The following is a 16,586-nucleotide window of genomic DNA, read 5'->3' on the forward strand; positions in this document are numbered from 1 at the left end:
ATGCCGGGTGGATTGTGTCTCAACCATCAGCCCGGCGCAGCACTCATCTGTCTTCGCCCCTCACCGTTCCAAGGAAGTCGTATGCAAGAAGAGCCAGAAGGTAAAACTCCGGGGTTATCCGCTGAAGAAGAGCGCGAAGTCGATAAAAACCAGCCGCCCCGGGCTGCGGTGCTTCACGAGACCATTCGTATTCAGGGCGATCATGAGCTGGAGCGCAGCGTTGCCGCGCTCTGGTGGTCGGCGCTGGCCGCAGGACTGACCATGGGCCTGTCACTGATGGCCATGGGGTTGTTCAAGTCCCGCCTACCGGACGTTGAAACCAGCCACGTCATCGCCAGCCTTGGCTATTCGGCGGGATTTCTCGCCGTGATCCTGGCCCGTCAGCAACTGTTCACGGAAAACACCATCACCGCCGTATTACCGGTCATGAGCAAACCGACGCTCGCCAACTTCGGCCGGCTATTCAGATTGTGGGGCGTGGTGCTGGTGGGCAACCTGTGCGGCACGCTGCTGGTGGCCTACGTGATGTTGCACCTGCCGATTTTCGACAGTAAGACCGACGCCGCTTTCCTGGAAATCGGCCGCAAAGTCATGGAAAACGACGTCACGCACATGTTTTCCAAGGGCATCGTGTCCGGCTGGATGATCGCCACCATGGTGTGGATGATCGCGTCCATGGAGTCGGCAAAAATCTGGATCATCATCCTCATCACCTACCTGATGGCCCTGGGCGACTTTACCCACATCGTGGTGGGCTCGGCGGAAGCCTCCTATCTGGTGTTTGCCGGGGAGCTTTCCTGGCATGACTTCTGGCTGGTGTTTGCCGGGCCGACCCTGGCCGGGAACATCATCGGCGGCAGCTTCATTTTCGCCTTGATCAGCCACGCCCAGATTCGCGGCGAAAACGACACCACCGCCAAAATGGAACGTGATCGCAAAGCCAGGGTCCTGGCCCGCAAGCAGCAGGATGAAAGAGATCAGGCCGCTGGTTAAGAGGCAGAGAACGACGACCCTGAACAGGTCGTCGTTCTCACCACCGGCAGAAAGCAGGACGGGGCAGGCGTGGCTGGAAACACATGAAAATCTTTTCAGGAACCGGCAGCCGCTTTGCAGGCAGAATACGGCTTTGGCCGTAACCCCCTTCAGGCAGGCAACATGACCCGAATTCTGACCATTGAAGACGATGCCGTCACGGCACAGGAAATCGTCGCCGAGTTGAGCAGCCATGGACTTGACGTGGACTGGGTCGACAATGGCCGCGAAGGTCTGGAGCGGGCCGTCAGCGGCGACTATGACTTGATCACCCTGGACCGCATGTTGCCGGAAGTCGACGGCCTGGCCATTGTCACCACCCTGCGCGCCCAGGGCATCTATACCCCGATCCTGATGATCAGCGCCCTTTCTGATGTGGACGAGCGTGTACGCGGCCTGCGCGCCGGCGGCGACGACTACCTGGCCAAACCGTTCGCGTCCGACGAAATGGCGGCTCGCGTCGAAGTCCTGCTGCGGCGGCGTAACCCGGTCGCCGCGACCGAAACGCTGTTGCGGGTAGCCGATCTTGAACTCAACCTGATCACGCGTGAGGCCACCCGAGGCAAACAACCCCTGACGTTGCTGCCCACCGAATACAAGCTGTTGGAATTCATGATGCGCAACAGTGGGCAGATCATTACCCGCATGATGATCTTCGAAGAGGTCTGGGGTTATCACTTTGATCCGGGCACCAACCTGATTGATGTACACATCGGTCGCTTGCGCAAAAAGCTTGATCCCCCTGGCACGATCCCGCTGATTCGAACCGTGCGAGGCTCGGGCTATGTCATTGCTGAACCCGTCTAACGGCTGGCGTTCATCCAGCAGCCGCCTGCTGGGGCTGTACAGCTTTCTCTTCGTGGCCTGGAGCTGCACGCTGATCGGTGTCGTGTACTGGGAAGTCACCACTTACCTGGACAACCTCGCCCGCCACTCCCTCATGCAGCGTCAACAATTGTTCGCACGTTTTCAGGGCGAACAATTGGTGGAAGCCTTGTCCACCAGCATGACCTTCGACATGCGGGCCGTGGACGCTTACGGCCTGTTCGACGCGCAATTGCAGCCGTTGGCGGGCCCAATTCGCAGCATACCTGCCAATCTGCCGCTGGATGGTGCGATTCATGAACTGCGCAACTGTGTCGATTCTGACGACCCGCAAATGCCTCGCGACAGCTGCGATGCCGTGGCCAGCCAAACCCTCGACGGCCACTGGCTGGTACTGGTGCGGGACAACGGTTCGCTGTTTGCGGTCACGACGCTGATCCTGCACGCATTGCTGTGGGGCTTGTCCCTGACCATCATTCCGGGCATCGCTGGCTGGCACTTACTGCGTCGCCGCCCCTTACGGCGCATACGCGGCATTCAAGCCAGCGCCGAGGCCATCGTCGCCGGGGACCTGACCCGGCGCCTGCCCGTATCCACGCGCCGCGACGAGCTGGATATGCTTGCGGTAATCGTCAACGCGATGCTCGACCGTATCGAAGAGCTGATGAACGAGGTCAAGGGCGTCTGCGACAACATCGCCCATGACCTGCGCACGCCATTGACCCGTTTGCGGGCGCAGCTGTACCGCATTCAGCAGCAATCGCCGGAAGACTCCCTGGTCGCCGCCCAGATGGGTCAGGTCATCGCCGAAGCCGACACCTTGATGGCTCGCTTTCGGGGCCTGCTGCGTATTTCCGAACTGGAAGACCATCAACGGCGTTCGGCCTTCGTCCAGCTCGAACCCAGGGCGTTGCTGCAGGAAGTGCATGATTTCTACCTACCGCTGGCGGAAGAAGGCGGTGTCAGCCTTCATTTGCAGGTGGACGAGGCCCTGCCCCCCGTGCAGGGAGACCACGCCTTGTTGTTCGAAGCGCTGTCCAACCTGTTGAGCAACTCAATCAAATTCACCCCCCCGGGCGGTGAAGTCATCCTAGGCGCACGGGCAGAGGACGATAGCACCTGCATCACCGTAGAAGACTCAGGCCCCGGCATTCCCGAAGCCGAACGCAAAGCCGTGTTCCAGCGTTTCTATCGCAGCGAAAGCGGCAATCAACAAAGCGGGTTCGGCCTGGGCTTGTCCATCGTCGCCGCCATCGTCAACCTCCACGGCTTCAGCCTGCGCATCGGTACCAGCTCGCTGGGTGGCGCGAGTTTGAGTCTGGAGTGTCGGCAGGTGAAGGGATTGGTTGAGTTGTAGAGGCTCTGGTGCGGAGACTGGAATCGTCTGTATAGCCGACATTGGCGGTGATGCGCAGTCACCTTTGCGCTATTACATCGTGTCGTCTGGACGATTTGCGCAAATGCACAACGAATGGGTGGGACCGGTTTTAGCCGGGAGGGGGTCGGCATGATCGCCGGAAATCAACCTTGGTTGGGTGCTCCGGTGGACGTACCGGCCTCTTCGCGGGCAAGCCTCGCTTCAACAAGTCGCGGTCAATCTGGACGCCGGGGGGCTGGGTGGAGGTGTTGGGGTGGGATTTGCGTCACGTACGCTACCGACTGCGCATGCAACCCACGGACTCAGAAAAATTCAAACAACCCCTGCGGCGCGTCAATCATCAGCGCCCGGCGCACGTCATCCCCACAGTCCAACTCCCGCAACTGCTCCACGACCGTTTCAAAACAGACCCCCTGCTCATGCTGGGTATGCGGCCAATCGCTGCCCCAGACCAAATGATTCAGACCGAAATGCCTGACCAGCAACGGTAAGGCCGCTCGGGCAAATGCCATGTTCTGCGACGGGTTGCCACCCAGTCGGTAGATGGCCGAGATCTTGACCCACACTTGTCCGGTCGAGCCCGTCTCAAGCAGTGCCTGGAACGCCGGATGGTCAACGCCCGACGGCGCATCGGGACGGCCAAAGTGGTCAACCACGATCCTGCAGCCATACGGCAGCAAACTGCGAATCAGCCCTGGCAAATCCTCGACGCCCCGATGCAATTCCACATGCCAGCCCAATTGCGCAACATGGCCGAACAATCGCTGCCACTGAGGCTCGGCAAATTCCGGCAGGGCCTTGCCCATCAGGTTCAGACGAATGCCGACAATGCCCTGCCCGGCCATTTCCTCAAGCTCTTTGAACTGAGTGTCAGGATCGACTACCGCAACGCCCCGCAGTTGGTCAGGGGCTCGTTGCAGCGCTGCCAGCAGGTAGCGATTGTCAGTGCCCAAAAAACTTGGCTGCACCAGTACGCCATGGCTCAGGCCGTGAACACGCAACTGCATCAGATAAGCGTCCAGCGTGGCATCGTAATCGGGGGTGTAGCGTCGGCTTGAAGTCAACGTCAGTTCACGGCTGAACACATGGGCGTGACCATCAATACCGAGGATCGGCGGGATAGGGGAATCAGGCATGGAACTCGTCTTGAAGATAAAGGCGCGATGCTTGACACACCGCGCCAGGAACAGTCGATCAGGCTTGCTGAGGTGCGTCGGCACCGGTGCTGGTTGCTTGAGCCGAAGTCGCTTCCAGGCTGCGGCCACGGGTTTCCGGGAGGCAAAGCGCCGCGAGCACGGCAACGCCGTAGGCGATTCCCGCATCGATACCAATGGCCGAGCCCAATGACATGGACTCACTCATGTGTCCGACCATGAACGGGAATACCGCTGACAGCACGCGCCCGAAGTTGTAGCAAAAGCCAACCCCGGCACCGCGCACGTCGGCGGGGTACAGCTCGTTGAAAAAAGCGCCAAGGCTGGCCGGAATGCCCGCCGCAAAGAAGCCCAGCGGAAAACCCAGGAACAGCATTTGCGTGTTGGTCAGCGGCAGGAACACATAGCACTGTACGGTGATGACACAGCACAGGGCGAACAACAGAATGTTCATGCGTCGGCCGATCCGGTCAATCAGCAAGCCACTGGCCACGCAACCGCACCAGAACGCAAAGATGATCACCGCCAGATAGCCGCCGGAATTGAGCACCGACAGGTTGCGCTCGGTCTTGAGGAACGTCGGCAGCCAGGTCATGACCGCGTGATAACCGCCATGAGCCCCGAGCCCCAGCAGACCGCCCAGCAAGGTGACGCGGATCAGTTCAGGGCGAAAGATGCCGGCCATGGATTTGAAGAAGCTCGCCGGTTTGGTCTTGGCTTTTTGCAGGCGCTGGAAACTGTCGGGTTCTTCAACGTTGCGGCGCACCCAGATAATCATCAGCGCCGGCAACAGCCCGACCAGGAACATCACGCGCCAGGCCATGTCGTGGGGCACGAATGAATAAATCAGGGTAAACACGCCCACGGCCAGACCCCAGCCCACGGCCCATGCGCTCTGCACAGTGCCCATGACCTTGCCACGGTATTTGGACTGGATGGTTTCGGCCATCAGCACAGCGCCCGCCGCCCACTCGCCGCCGATGCCGAAGCCTTGCAGGGCCTTGACGATCAGCAGTTGATGAAAGCCGGTGACAAAGGCAGAAAGAAAGGTGAACACCGAAAACCACAGAATCATCCATTGCAGGGTACGCACCCGACCGTAACGGTCCGAGAGCGTCCCGCCCACCCAGCCTCCCAAGGCGGACGTCACCAGAGTCACCCCGCTGACCAGGCCTGCATCGCCTTTGGTCAGGGCAAAGGCGGCAATCAGCGCGGGGATCGCCAGGCCGAACATTTGCACTTCCAGGGCATCCAGGGACCAGCCGCCGAAGCAGGCCCAAAAGGTTTTGCGCTCACGCGGTGTGACTTGGCGATACCAACTGAACATGTTTTTATCCTTGTGGTTTTTCGTATAACGGCAAGTACAGGCGCGATCAGCGGATTTCGACGCTGTAGCGGAAATGGCTGGCATGGCCGCGGGAGCGACGCCATTCCAGCGGTTGTCCGGCGTAGTTGCGAGCCAGACGCTCGATCACCACCACGGGGCTATTCACCGGAATGTGCAGCAACCGTGCATGCACGTCGCTGACGGCCTCGGCGGTCAGGGTTTCTTCGGCGTAGGCCACGACCTGGCCGCACAAGTGTTCATAGATGGGATAAAGCAACGGGCCGTGAAGCTGCAGGTCGGTGTCCAGCAGCGTTTGAAACAACACCCGCGGCAGCCAGATTTCTTCAGCCAGTACCGGTTGTGCATCCAGCAACCGCAGACGCACCAGACGGATGACCGGCGCATCAGGGACCAGGCTCAAGGCCTGACTGACGGCGGACGGCGCCGTCATGGGTTCGATGGACAGAATCCGGCTCTCGGGCACCTGACGCTCGCCCGCAGCGGTCTGGAAACGGAAAAAGCGAAACAGCGATGACTGAAATTGCGGACGACGGATAAACGTTCCCCGCCCCTGCTGACGTTCGAGAATGTTGTCGGCCACCAGCATATCAATGGCCTTGCGCACCGTGCCGGTGGACAGGCAGTACTCGCTGGACAGGGCCGCTTCGGTAGGAATCGCTTCGCCCGGACGCCAACGATTATTGGCGATCTGCTCAGCCAGTTGGTCACGCAAACGTTGATAAAGCGGGAGGCGTTCATCGCTGGAAAGTCTGTTCATGTTTTTATTGATCTAGTCATCTATATGAATTTGAGACGAAGTATTATCGCGTTACAAACGCTCGTCAAGGCAAAGACAAGCGAATCCTATAGATCGTTTTTCTATAAGATGGCGGAGTTTAGCCATCGACACACAGCTTGGTGGCGGTCTGGAACCTGTGGCGAAGCGAGAACATGCAATCAACCGATATTGATGCCGAACTGGCGAACTGGAACGACCTGCGCACCACCAGCGATGATCGCTGGGGTTTGTTGATGGGTAACGGCGCAAGTCTCGCGGTGTGGAAGAACTTCGCCTACGACTCGCTGTTCGACCTGTCCCAGACCACCCGCAGCAACCCCATGAGCCGCACCGAACTGGCCGTGTTCAGCGCTCTGGAGACGAGCAATTTCGAGCCGGTGCTCAACGCCCTGAAAACCACGATGCGGGTCAATGCCGCCCTGACCATCAGTTCGTCTTCCCCGCGCAATCGCTACTTTGCGATCAAGGAAGCGCTGATCCACGCGATCCGTTCGGTGCACATCCCGTGGCGTTTGATGGAAGAAAACACCCTGGCACAGATCAGCGCCGAGCTTCGCCAGTATCACAGCATCTACTCCACCAACTACGACCTGCTCGCCTACTGGGCTGTTATGCACGCGCCCGAACACTTCGATGACCGGTTTGACGAACAGGCGACTTTCGATGCCCATGCGGACAACGCCAAACAAGCCCGCATGTTTTACCTGCACGGCGGCATGCACCTGGTGAAAAACCTGGATGGCACGGTGCGCAAGCTGCTGTCTTCAGGCAGCACCTTGCTGGGCAGCTTTGCCATCAACGCGCTGGATGATGTGCCGCTGTTCATCTGCGAAGGCACCAGCGAGGAAAAACTGCGGATCATCCGCAGCTCCGACTACCTGTCGTTCTGCCATGCACAACTGGCACAACATGCCGATGCGCTGTGCATATTCGGTCATGCCCTGGGCAAACAGGACACGCACATCGTCGATGCCATCCGCCAGGCCCGTCCCAAGCGCATTGCCATTTCCATTTACCCGCGCAGCGAAGCGTTCATTGCGCATCAGAAACGCCATTATCTGACGCTGTTCGCAGAGCAACCGATTGACCTGACCTTCTTCAATGCCCAGACCCACCCGCTGGGCAATCCGGATTTGCTGGTGTCTGCCAGCCGTCTGAAAACCCTGGGTGGCGCTGCGCACTAAGGCTGAGACGGACTTCAGGCGAGCGACTCGAAGGAAGGCAGACTGATCACTACGTGCTCGACAAGCTGCGACTTTGCCTCCACCACTGCGCCAGCCTGCAAATACTAATTAACCTTCACCTCGCTGAACTTGAGAACGGTATCTTTGTTTTCCCGGTCGCGGAACGTCAATTTCAAGGCGGGTGAAGCCTTTACGCGTCCCCGGGCGGCTTCAAAAATAAGTGTCAAGCGAGTGGGGACGTTTCGGATCAGTTGGAATGAATCCCATCGGTCGTACTTCGCATCGCCAACCCGCAACTGGGTCAGATTGAGTGCCCCACCGGTTTCTTCAAACAGGCTGGTAGGTGCGTTCAGACGAAAATCCCGATCGGAATTATTGTTGGTCAGCACAATGGTACAGGTTGGCGCTTGGCCGTTCTGTTCACAATCCAGCAACTCGATACGCACGTTATCAACAGTTTCCACACGTTTTCCGAAAACATTGGCATTGCTGTTTTCCAGAATGACCCTTTGGCTTCGAGCAAAATCAAAAGAGGGCCTGGCATATTCGCTGCCCAGCTTGAAAAATACGCCGCACAAGATTACGGACAGCATTAGCCAGACGCTGCGCTTAAGCAGATACGGTAACTTGCGAGCGAGGATCGCAATACACAGAGCACCCACCAGGGTCAGCGCAGCGACCACAGCAATCATTGTCCTCCAGTTTAGAAACTCGACGCTGAAACCGAAGACGCTCGGGTCGGGAAACACGTAGGTGAAAATCCCCCACAGAATGCCCAGCAGACTGCCTATGCCCGCAGTGATTTTGGTGAAAATCATAGAGAGTTTGTTGCTTTGTGGTGCTGCATCCATTGCAATTTTTGCCTTGTTCGATTGTCTGGGATAACGAGTAGCGGGCGCGCGCAGAATGTCAGGCGCACGCCAGAGAAAGCCAGCCCTGCAAGGGCCCGCTGTAATGTCGCCGCGCCATTATCCGGAAAAGCCGCCGAAATGCGAGGACTTATCTGCGTTGATGATGCGTGAATACGTGCCTTCTATCAGCCCGCAACCTTCTTCAACCAAGCGTCCAGATCATCGATTTCCGCTTCGCTGATGGTATGACCGACACCGGAATAGCTGTGGAACTCAGGAGTGATCCCCAGGGTTTCTATAAACGTCCGGGCATCCTTCGCTCCGCTGAATGGCAGACGGGCGTCGGCCGTGCCGTGAGCGATAAAGACGTTGAGTCCGGCCAGCGTCGGGCTGGCTTTGAGTTCGGAGCGCAGGACCGGTAACAGGCGACCGCTCAGGGCCGCGATGCCGCCCACTGATTCGGGATGACGCAGGGCAACTTCATAACTCATGATCGCGCCCTGGCTGAACCCCACCAGAAAGACCTGGCTCGATTGCGTATGGTATTTCTCGGCGGCAGCCTTGATGAAACGGCTTAACAGCTCACCGCTGCGCTTGAGGTCGATGGTCACGCCGTCGTACTGGGCCGTGTTCGGTTTCTGGGTGAACCACTGGTAAGCGCCCGGCCGCAACTGCACAGGTGCGCGCACCGACAGGTAGTTGTAATCCCCTGGCAGCGCATTCTTGATGCCGAACAGATCCTGCTCGTTGCTGCCGTAGCCATGCATGAAGATGACCAGCGGTTTGTCTCTGGCTTGAGTGTTGACCTCGGCCAGGTAACTCAAGGGCAGATCGGTTTGCAGCGCGTCCTGTGCCTGAACCCACCCCGAGCAAACCAACAGCAGCGCAGCAAAAAACTTCAGCATGTGTCATGACCTCATAAGAGCGCCGCCTGATCAGGCGGCGCGACGCGGGTGTCGAGCGACATGATACGCGCTTAATCGTCGACGCTTGCCTGGTGGGGTTTTTCCGGGCGCAGCAACTGCATTTGCTGGCGATAGTCGTCAGTGACCTGCCGCGACTGGCTGCTGCTGGTAATGACACGCGGCGTGATCAATACGATCAGCTCGGTGCGGTCCTTGGTTTTCGTGGTGCTGCCGAACAACCATTTCAGGCCAGGGATTTTCCCCAGGTAGGGCACGGCGGTGCCACTGTCGCTGTTGTCCTGTTTGATCAGACCGCCGAGCAGCACGGTCTGTCCGCTTTGCACCGCCACTTGCGTGGAGACCGAACGGGTGGAGATGCGGGGGTTGGTCTCGGTGTCGGTGGTGGAACCGGCATCGCTGACTTGCTGCTGGATGTCCATGTACACCAGGCCACCCGGATTGATCCGGGGAACCACGTCAAGGATGACGCCGGTCTGGACGTATTCAACGCTGCTCAGGGTCGTGTCGGAGTTGGTGGTGTTGACGGTGGTCTGGCTGATGGGGATGTTGTCGCCCACCTGGATCTGCGCCGACTGGTTATTCATCACCACCAGCGACGGTGCCGACAACACCTGGGTGCGGCCGTTGGTTTCCAGCGCATGCAGGGCAATCTGCAAGTTGGTGCTGACAAACGAGTAGAACAGCGAATCCGTGCCCAGCCCGGCCCCACCGGAGCCCAGCGCGCCTTGGCTGCCAGCGGTATTGGCCACGGTGGTGCTGGTGGAATTGCCCGCCAGACGGCCCAGGTACCATTGCACGCCGAGTTCCAGGGAGCCGCTGAGTTTGACTTCCAGAATGCGCGTCTCGATCTGCACTTGCAGGGGCGGATTGTCCAGGCGCTTGATGGCCGACTCGATTTCCTTCCATTGCGCGGGACGGGTGCGTACCAGCAATTGGTTGCTGCTTTTCTGCGCGGTAATGCGGGTGCTGGAATCGATGCTTTTCGTCGCTGTGCCGGACTCGCCGCCCTGCTCTGCGCTGGCGTCGCCGTCACCACCGAGGCTGTCCCCATCGGTTTCGGCGTCGGAACCCTGCTCTTCGTCAGCATTGGCATTCTGCAGCGCGCCCGTGCCATTGCTGTTGCCCAGGCCACCGCTGCTCATCGAACCCGAAGTGCTGCTGGAATTGAGCGACGACAGGGTTTTAGTGCGCAGGCCCGGCGCGACTTTGGCGGCCACATCGTCCTTGATAGCGCCATTGCCGTAGATCTGGCGCAGGTATTTGGCGAGGTCCGAGGCTTTCATGTTGCGCACGTCATAGACGTACATCTGCGGCTCGTTGCCACCGCCTTCGTCGATGGCGTGAATCCACTCGCCCACTTCACGCAAGTACTCAGGCTGCGAAGAGATCGCGACGATGGAATTGGTTCGCTCCACGGGCAAAAAACGCACCATGCCCGCCAGCGGCATGCCGCTCTCCGGGCCGAACATCTTTTGCAGCTCGGGCATCAGTTCGCCCACGGACGCACGTTGCAGGCCGTAGACCCCCACCGACATACCCTTGAGCCAGTCCACATCGAAGGTGTCGATGGTGTCCTGATAGTTCGCCAGCTCATCCGGCGTGCCGGCCAGGCTCAATACGTTGCGTGCCGGGTCCACCAGCAGGAAGGCGTTTTCCCGGGCAAAGGGCTTGAGCAGTTTTTGCATTTCCGTGGCGGAGATATAACGCAACGGAAACAACCGCGCCGACATGCCACTGGACGGCTGGGCCACGGCCATTTCCGGCACCAGTTTGCCTGCCACCGCTTGATTGGCGGGCAGGATCACGTAACGGTCGCCCTGCTTGATCATCGCGTTGTCCGTCCAGGACAACAGGGTTTCAAGAATCGACAGGGCCTGCTGCTTGTTCACCGGTCGGGAGGTCGAGAAGCTCACATCGCCCTTCACGCCCTGAGCAATGCTGTAGTTCTCGTGCAGCAGATCGCCCATGACGCTGTTGATCACCGCTTCGATGGGCTGATTGGTGAAGTTGAAGACGATGTCGCCGGTTGCCGAAGCCCGTGCCGCAGGAGCTTGCGCCGGTTTACGCACAAATTGCTGGTTCCCGCGGATCAACTGGCGCGAAGGCGCTGTCGCGGCCTGCGTCTGCTGAGTATCGGCTGGCGGCAGTTCGCTGCGCGGGTCCACCGGGGCGCGTTGGGAGCCGGTGCCTTGCATGGCCTCGCGCAGCAGGTCGTCATCCTGATCGACAGAACTGGAAGTAGACGCGCAGCCGCCAAGGGCGACGGCGGTTGCCAGGCACAGCATGGGGGTGCGCAAGGTGGCTATATTACGAACTCCTGGAAAAGTAGCGATCACGGGGTGGACTCACGGGGAAGAGAAATGGGGGGTGTGGTGGACGGCGGCGGCAGACGCGGAGCGCGCAGGCTCAGGGTTTGCGTACGTCCCTCGGAAGAGAAGTCGGCCTCGGTCGGCTTCAGCTGTTCCAGCTTCCAGCCGTTGGGCAGAGACTGGCCCTGATGTATTTTCAGCGGCGGTCCGTCGCCACGTTTGATCAACGCCACGCGCAGGTCGCCGTCAATCACGACGCCGGTCAGGACCAGACCCGCAAGACTCGATGCCTGGGCCTTGCCGACCGACTGATCCGGGCTGCGGTCGGTGCTGAACAGCGGCGCCTGCCAGGTGGCGGACAAACTTTGCAGGTTCGGATCAGGCGCGACAGGGGTGTTGCCCGCGTCAGTGGTCAAGCGGCGCGGCGCTTGCTCCGGCAACCAGCGGGGCGAGTCAGCCACGCCGCCGAGAATGCCGACAATCAGCAACCCCAGCAGCGCGGCAATGCCGAGCAAGGTCCACTCCAGAGGTCGTAGTGAACCGATCATGGGGCCGTCTCCACAATGGCGGCCGGTTGCAGATACCCGCGCACCAGCAGATGCACCACCAGCTTGCCGGCACCGCCTTTGGCGGGCGCGTTGGCATCGCGGCGCACGCTCATTTCATCCACGAACAGGAATGGCCGCTGGTACTCCAGTTCGTGAAGGATGGCGGTCAAGGGTTCGATGCCGCATTCCAGGGTCAGGCTGACTTTCACCTGCCGATAGGGCTCGGCCCCGTCCTGCTCGGGAGTGATGGGCATGCGCTGGGTCAGGCTACAGCCCGGACCGGTGCTGGCATGGCGAGCAATCAGATCGGCGATTCGCTGCATCAGGTCGGCGGCGACGGCGCTGGGGTCTTCACCGGGTAGCAGGCTGGTGCTGCTGGCCGGGTCATTGCGAGCATGCTCCAATTGCTTTTTGAGTGAATCGCCCTGGCTCAACAGTCCGGCGTAACGTTGCTGTTGTTCACGCAACTGCCCGGCCTGTTGGTTCATCTCCCGCAGCGGGCCGGCGAACCAACTGTCGATCAGCAGCCAATAAGCCACGCACAGCACCAGCGCCAGCACCATCAGGGCCGCGCCGCGACGTTCACGGGGTGTCAGTGGTCGGCGCATCGGCGGCCTCCTGATGCAGGTGGGCGCGCAGGGAAAAATGATCCTTGCCGGTCTGGGCGTCAGGCTGAATCACGCCCTGGAACTGGGCGCTCTCCAGGCTGTGACACGCTTTGATTCGTGCGATCAAGGCGCTGGCCTTGGCGCTTTGCCCGGAGAAGGACACTTCAGCACTGTCATTGATTTCCAGTTGGTCGATCCAGGTGTCCCGGGGCAGGCACGCGGTCAGCTCGTTGAGCAGCGCAGCCAGCGTCGGTTGTGCGGATTTTCGACGGATCAGGTAGTTGGCCGCGCCACGGGTGTTGGTCAACTGCTGACGGATTTTCTGGATCTGGGCGACCTGTGCTTTTTGCGCCTGCACGGTGGCCTGCATTTCACTTAAAACGCGCTGGCGGTCGTTGAGCCACAACAGCATGCCGACAACCAACAAAATGCCGCACAACCAGAACAGCTTGCGTTGCAGGCCCCGGCCGCTGCGCGGCTGGCGCGCACGCAGCGGGATCGGCAGCAAGTCGATGCCCATGGGTTGGCCGTTGCTGCCGCGCACATCCACTGCATGGGGTTGCAAAACAAGGGCTGAGCATTCGGCCAGAATCTGATCCAGTCGCTCACGCAGAATGGCGACCAGCGTGACGTGGATGACGGCCCCGCTGCGCTTGTCCTGACGCACCACGAAGTTCAGTTGTGCGGCATCGAATGGCGTAAACCGGTCCAGTTCGTAACCGACCACGGTGGTCAGGTTGCGCGCTGCGGCCAGGGGCAGTTGCAGGGTTTGCACCAGTACTGCCGAGGGCGGCAGAACAAGAATCTGCTGCACGTCGGCAGGCAACACCGGTACCGGTGCCGTCAAGGGCCAGGCGTGCAGGTGCTCCGGCGTGTCGTGGATCAACAGCCGTTGAAGCGTGTCCGGCAGGCAGGCCCGCAGCTCGACCAGCCACAACCGCCATCCCCGTTGCAGCAGGCTGCCCCGCCATTCCTGGGCGATGCGCTCTGCCAAGGCCTGTACTGGCGCAAAAACAGGCGCCAGCCGGCTGGAAAATAGTCGATTCATTCTTGCCAACGCAGCACCCGATAAGGCTGTGCGCTTCCCTCCGATGGGCTCAATAAAACAGTGGTTTGCAAACGGGCCGTAAAACCGCCCGCTCGTTGTGCCCGACTTTCGATCATCAACACCTGACCCGGATCGGCGCCAACAGGGCTTTGATTCGGCAGGTTCAACGCCCGGCGCAACAACGCCGAAGCAAAGGCCGGATCGGGCCGGTCAAGCCCGCTCCATAACGTGATTTCCGGCAGCAGACGCTGGTACAGCGCCTGGGTCATGCCAGGCAGCGGCCGCACTTCTTCGATCACTCGCAGCGGTGGCGAACCATTGCCGCGCAAGCCCTCCAGCGCCTGAGCCAGGGTGGTGGCTTGCGCCTTGGTGCCGCCGCACGCCTGAACCAGCCGGGCAATATCGCCCACCACGGCGCTGTTCAAATCCAGCTTGCCGCGCTCGCTGCGCACACTGACCCGCAGCTGCGCATCATCGAAACCCAAGGCGATTTCCCGGCCATCGGCGATCCAGCGCTTGCGCTCAACCGGATCGGCCAGCCCCTGCACCGCCAGTGCCAGCCCCGCCTCCGCCGCCAGCAGTGCTTGAGTGTGCTGACGCGCGTACAGGGCCTGACGGGTTTCCAGTTGCACCCAGCCCGCCAGACCACCCAGCAACAGACTGAGCAAGGCCAATGCCCAAAGCACCAACAGCAGCGCGACGCCCCGTTCATGCTTCATTGGCCGCCCGCTCCGCCGGACAGATCCAGGCGCAGGGCCACCACTTCGGTCAGCCACGGCACCGGGCCATTGACCTGAGCGTCGATACGCACCGCACGCGGCAAGCGCGTCGGCCATGGCCAATCGCTCATCCAGCCGGTCGCTTCACCCTTGGGCGTCACACCTCGATAACTCAAATTCAACGACTGAACATTGCGCACCAACACCTGGGGGTCGCCCCAAGGCTTGGCCACCGTGCCGTCGGCAGTGGACTGAACCTGCGCGAAGGCCACTTGCAGATCCGTGCCCTTGAGCGCCAACGTGTGCAGTTGAATGCCACCGCCCAGCTCGCCCGGCAGCGTCGCGACAAACGCCAGCCGCCCGGCGGAGCCCACAAAGAAACCGCTGCTTTCACTGTCGTCCTCGGAACTGTCCAGTGGCAGCGCCTGGCCAATCGAGCTGCGCAAAAAGCGCTGGGCGGCGCGCATTTCGTCCAGGCTGGTGGTGTAGCGCTGCGCTTTGAGCACCGCGCGGTTGGCCCCCAGCAATGCGCCGCCCACCAAGGTCAGCAGCACGCCCAACAAACTGAGCACCAGCATGATTTCCAGCAGGGTGAAGCCCCGCTGACGCGGCTTCAAGCGCCCGCCTTGTCAGTCGCGCCACGCAGTTTCAAGGTGCTGAACGTGGCCTTGCGGCGGTCTTCACTGACGGTCAGGTCCAGCCGGTACAAGCGCGCCTGCCCCGCTTGAGTGGGCTGTTGCTGGATCAGCAGTTGCCAGGCGATGTCACCGCCAAGAACCCCCGTGCGCGTGCCGCTTTGCAACGGTCCCGCCGCTTCCTGATCAAACACCGTGCGCGCTGCCTGGCTAAGCCGGTCGCTGCGCGACACTTGCTGTAGCGAACGGGCACTCTGGCCGAAGGCGACCAATAACACGCTGCTGCACACTGCCATTACGGTCAGCGCAGCGAGCATTTCCAGCAGGGTAAAACCCGACTGAGCGGTACGTCTCATTGCAGCGCCCTGAACTGAACGCTGCCCGTCAACCAACCGATATCGATACGCCAACGATGATCGCCGTTGGACACCAACAGATTGCCGCCGGTAGAGCCGCCGTCGGGGTAAAACTCCACGGTCGAACCCATCTCCGCAGCGGTTTGCAACGTGACGTGTAATTCCGACGGCCAGTGATGGACGCGCTGACCGGGTGCCTGAAATGCCTGTTTGCGCAAGTCAAACACGGTTCTGGCCGGCTGCCCGGTGACGATCGCCCTGACCCGGGTTGCTCGCAGCGCGTCCACCATCTGGCCCACCGCCTGCCGCTCCTTGGCGGCGCGCATCCCTTGTTGCAAGCCGAAACCCACCAGGCCGACGGCGATGCTCATCAAGACGAGGACCACCAGCATCTCCATCAGGGTGAACCCTCGGCTCGCAACAGGCGTTTGCATGAGACCTGTTATTCCCAGTTGCCAAGGTCGGCGCTGTAACCTTCGCCGCCTGGCTGGCCGTCCTGACCATAGAAAATCAGGTCAAAGGTGCCGTGCTGACCAGGGAAGCGATAACCGAAGGCGTGACCGAACGGGTCTTTCAGATCCGACGGTTTGGCGTAGGGACCGGCCCAGCCGGTGGCATTGCCGGATTTCTCCATCAGTTGCTGAAGGCTCTTGGGCGGCGAACCAACGTCCAGCCCGTAGCTTTCGATCTTCATGCTCAGGCTCGCCAATTGCGCCTTGCCTGCGCCGTATTTGCCCTTGTCGACGTTACCGCCCACCTGACGCACGACGATGGTGGCGACGATGCCCAGCAGCACGATCACCGCGAGCATTTCCAGCAGGGTAAAGCCGCGTTGTTTACGGCCGGGTGCAACGTTGAATCGGGTACGGCTCATTGCAATCATTCCT

The 16,586-nt window shown here is 60.5% G+C and carries 18 protein-coding genes; 4 read left to right on the forward strand and 14 right to left on the reverse strand.

The genetic code is table 11. The features are described from left to right. The first annotated feature begins 81 nt into the window (after window positions 1-81). From ACP7B0_RS04980 to ACP7B0_RS04990, 3 genes are all read left to right on the forward strand, one after another. Window positions 82-993, forward strand: coding sequence for a formate/nitrite transporter family protein (locus ACP7B0_RS04980; RefSeq protein ID WP_426139827.1), 912 nt, complete (start codon window positions 82-84; stop codon window positions 991-993). Window positions 994-1,155: 162 nt separating this feature from the next. Beyond that, entirely contained in the window at window positions 1,156-1,839 is a 684-nt protein-coding gene (locus tag ACP7B0_RS04985) for a response regulator transcription factor (RefSeq protein WP_426139829.1), read from the forward strand. After that, window positions 1,817-3,214, forward strand: a complete 1,398-nt coding sequence (locus tag ACP7B0_RS04990) for a sensor histidine kinase (RefSeq protein WP_426139831.1) — start codon at window positions 1,817-1,819, stop codon at window positions 3,212-3,214. Before ACP7B0_RS04985 ends, ACP7B0_RS04990 begins: the two co-directional genes overlap by 23 nt. Before the next feature lie 323 nt (window positions 3,215-3,537). Here the strand turns inward: ACP7B0_RS04990 and ACP7B0_RS04995 are convergent, their stop codons facing one another. From ACP7B0_RS04995 to ACP7B0_RS05005, 3 genes are read right to left on the reverse strand one after another with little or no spacing between them, the layout of a single operon-like run. Next, window positions 3,538-4,371, reverse strand: a complete 834-nt coding sequence (locus ACP7B0_RS04995) for an amidohydrolase family protein (RefSeq protein ID WP_426139832.1) — start codon at window positions 4,369-4,371, stop codon at window positions 3,538-3,540. 58 nt (window positions 4,372-4,429) lie between these two features. Next, entirely contained in the window at window positions 4,430-5,716 is a 1,287-nt protein-coding gene (locus tag ACP7B0_RS05000) for an MFS transporter (RefSeq protein ID WP_426139833.1), read from the reverse strand. Between the two features lie 46 nt (window positions 5,717-5,762). Beyond that, a complete protein-coding gene (locus ACP7B0_RS05005; RefSeq protein ID WP_426139835.1) occupies window positions 5,763-6,494 on the reverse strand; it encodes a GntR family transcriptional regulator in 732 nt (243 codons plus the stop codon). A 173-nt stretch (window positions 6,495-6,667) separates the two neighbouring features. Between ACP7B0_RS05005 and ACP7B0_RS05010 the strand changes: the two genes are divergently transcribed. Beyond that, on the forward strand, window positions 6,668-7,699 hold the full coding sequence (locus ACP7B0_RS05010; protein WP_426139837.1) for a DUF4917 family protein: 1,032 nt from the start codon (window positions 6,668-6,670) through the stop codon (window positions 7,697-7,699). A 104-nt stretch (window positions 7,700-7,803) separates the two neighbouring features. On the opposite strand, the gene ACP7B0_RS05015 is transcribed toward ACP7B0_RS05010, so the two are convergent. The 11 genes from ACP7B0_RS05015 to gspG all read right to left on the reverse strand — a co-directional run bounded on the left by ACP7B0_RS05015 (window position 7,804) and on the right by gspG (window position 16,573). Further along, window positions 7,804-8,550, reverse strand: a complete 747-nt coding sequence (locus ACP7B0_RS05015; protein ID WP_426139838.1) for a hypothetical protein — start codon at window positions 8,548-8,550, stop codon at window positions 7,804-7,806. 185 nt (window positions 8,551-8,735) lie between these two features. Next, a complete protein-coding gene (locus ACP7B0_RS05020; RefSeq protein WP_426139840.1) occupies window positions 8,736-9,455 on the reverse strand; it encodes an alpha/beta hydrolase in 720 nt (239 codons plus the stop codon). A gap of 71 nt (window positions 9,456-9,526) precedes the next feature. Further along, window positions 9,527-11,809: a type II secretion system secretin GspD gene (gene gspD, locus ACP7B0_RS05025; protein ID WP_426140076.1), complete on the reverse strand. Its 2,283-nt coding sequence runs from the start codon at window positions 11,807-11,809 to the stop codon at window positions 9,527-9,529. Continuing rightward, window positions 11,809-12,333 carry a hypothetical protein gene (locus ACP7B0_RS05030; protein WP_426139842.1) on the reverse strand — a complete coding sequence of 175 codons (525 nt, stop codon included), beginning with the start codon at window positions 12,331-12,333 and terminating at the stop codon, window positions 11,809-11,811. Before ACP7B0_RS05030 ends, gspD begins: the two co-directional genes overlap by 1 nt. Then, window positions 12,330-12,941 carry a type II secretion system protein GspM gene (gene gspM / locus ACP7B0_RS05035; protein WP_426139844.1) on the reverse strand — a complete coding sequence of 204 codons (612 nt, stop codon included), beginning with the start codon at window positions 12,939-12,941 and terminating at the stop codon, window positions 12,330-12,332. Before gspM ends, ACP7B0_RS05030 begins: the two co-directional genes overlap by 4 nt. Continuing rightward, window positions 12,916-13,989 (reverse strand): PilN domain-containing protein, encoded by a 1,074-nt coding sequence (locus ACP7B0_RS05040; RefSeq protein WP_426139845.1) that lies wholly within the window; start codon window positions 13,987-13,989, stop codon window positions 12,916-12,918. Before ACP7B0_RS05040 ends, gspM begins: the two co-directional genes overlap by 26 nt. Continuing rightward, window positions 13,986-14,708: a type II secretion system minor pseudopilin GspK gene (locus ACP7B0_RS05045; RefSeq protein ID WP_426139847.1), complete on the reverse strand. Its 723-nt coding sequence runs from the start codon at window positions 14,706-14,708 to the stop codon at window positions 13,986-13,988. Before ACP7B0_RS05045 ends, ACP7B0_RS05040 begins: the two co-directional genes overlap by 4 nt. Beyond that, window positions 14,705-15,325, reverse strand: coding sequence for a prepilin-type N-terminal cleavage/methylation domain-containing protein (locus ACP7B0_RS05050; RefSeq protein ID WP_426139849.1), 621 nt, complete (start codon window positions 15,323-15,325; stop codon window positions 14,705-14,707). Before ACP7B0_RS05050 ends, ACP7B0_RS05045 begins: the two co-directional genes overlap by 4 nt. Beyond that, complete coding sequence (locus ACP7B0_RS05055; protein ID WP_426139850.1) at window positions 15,322-15,699, reverse strand: type II secretion system protein; 378 nt, start codon at window positions 15,697-15,699, stop codon at window positions 15,322-15,324. Before ACP7B0_RS05055 ends, ACP7B0_RS05050 begins: the two co-directional genes overlap by 4 nt. Beyond that, the gene (locus tag ACP7B0_RS05060; protein WP_426139852.1) at window positions 15,696-16,133 is read right to left on the reverse strand and encodes a pilus assembly FimT family protein; all 438 of its coding nucleotides are present in this window, start codon (window positions 16,131-16,133) and stop codon (window positions 15,696-15,698) included. The genes ACP7B0_RS05055 and ACP7B0_RS05060 overlap by 4 nt, the downstream gene beginning before the upstream one ends. Before the next feature lie 8 nt (window positions 16,134-16,141). Further along, entirely contained in the window at window positions 16,142-16,573 is a 432-nt protein-coding gene (gspG, locus tag ACP7B0_RS05065; RefSeq protein WP_426139854.1) for a type II secretion system major pseudopilin GspG, read from the reverse strand. Window positions 16,574-16,586 lie beyond the last annotated feature (13 nt).

The sequence above is a fragment of the Pseudomonas sp. DWP3-1-2 genome, assembly GCF_049896285.1.
Lineage (GTDB): Bacteria > Pseudomonadota > Gammaproteobacteria > Pseudomonadales > Pseudomonadaceae > Aquipseudomonas.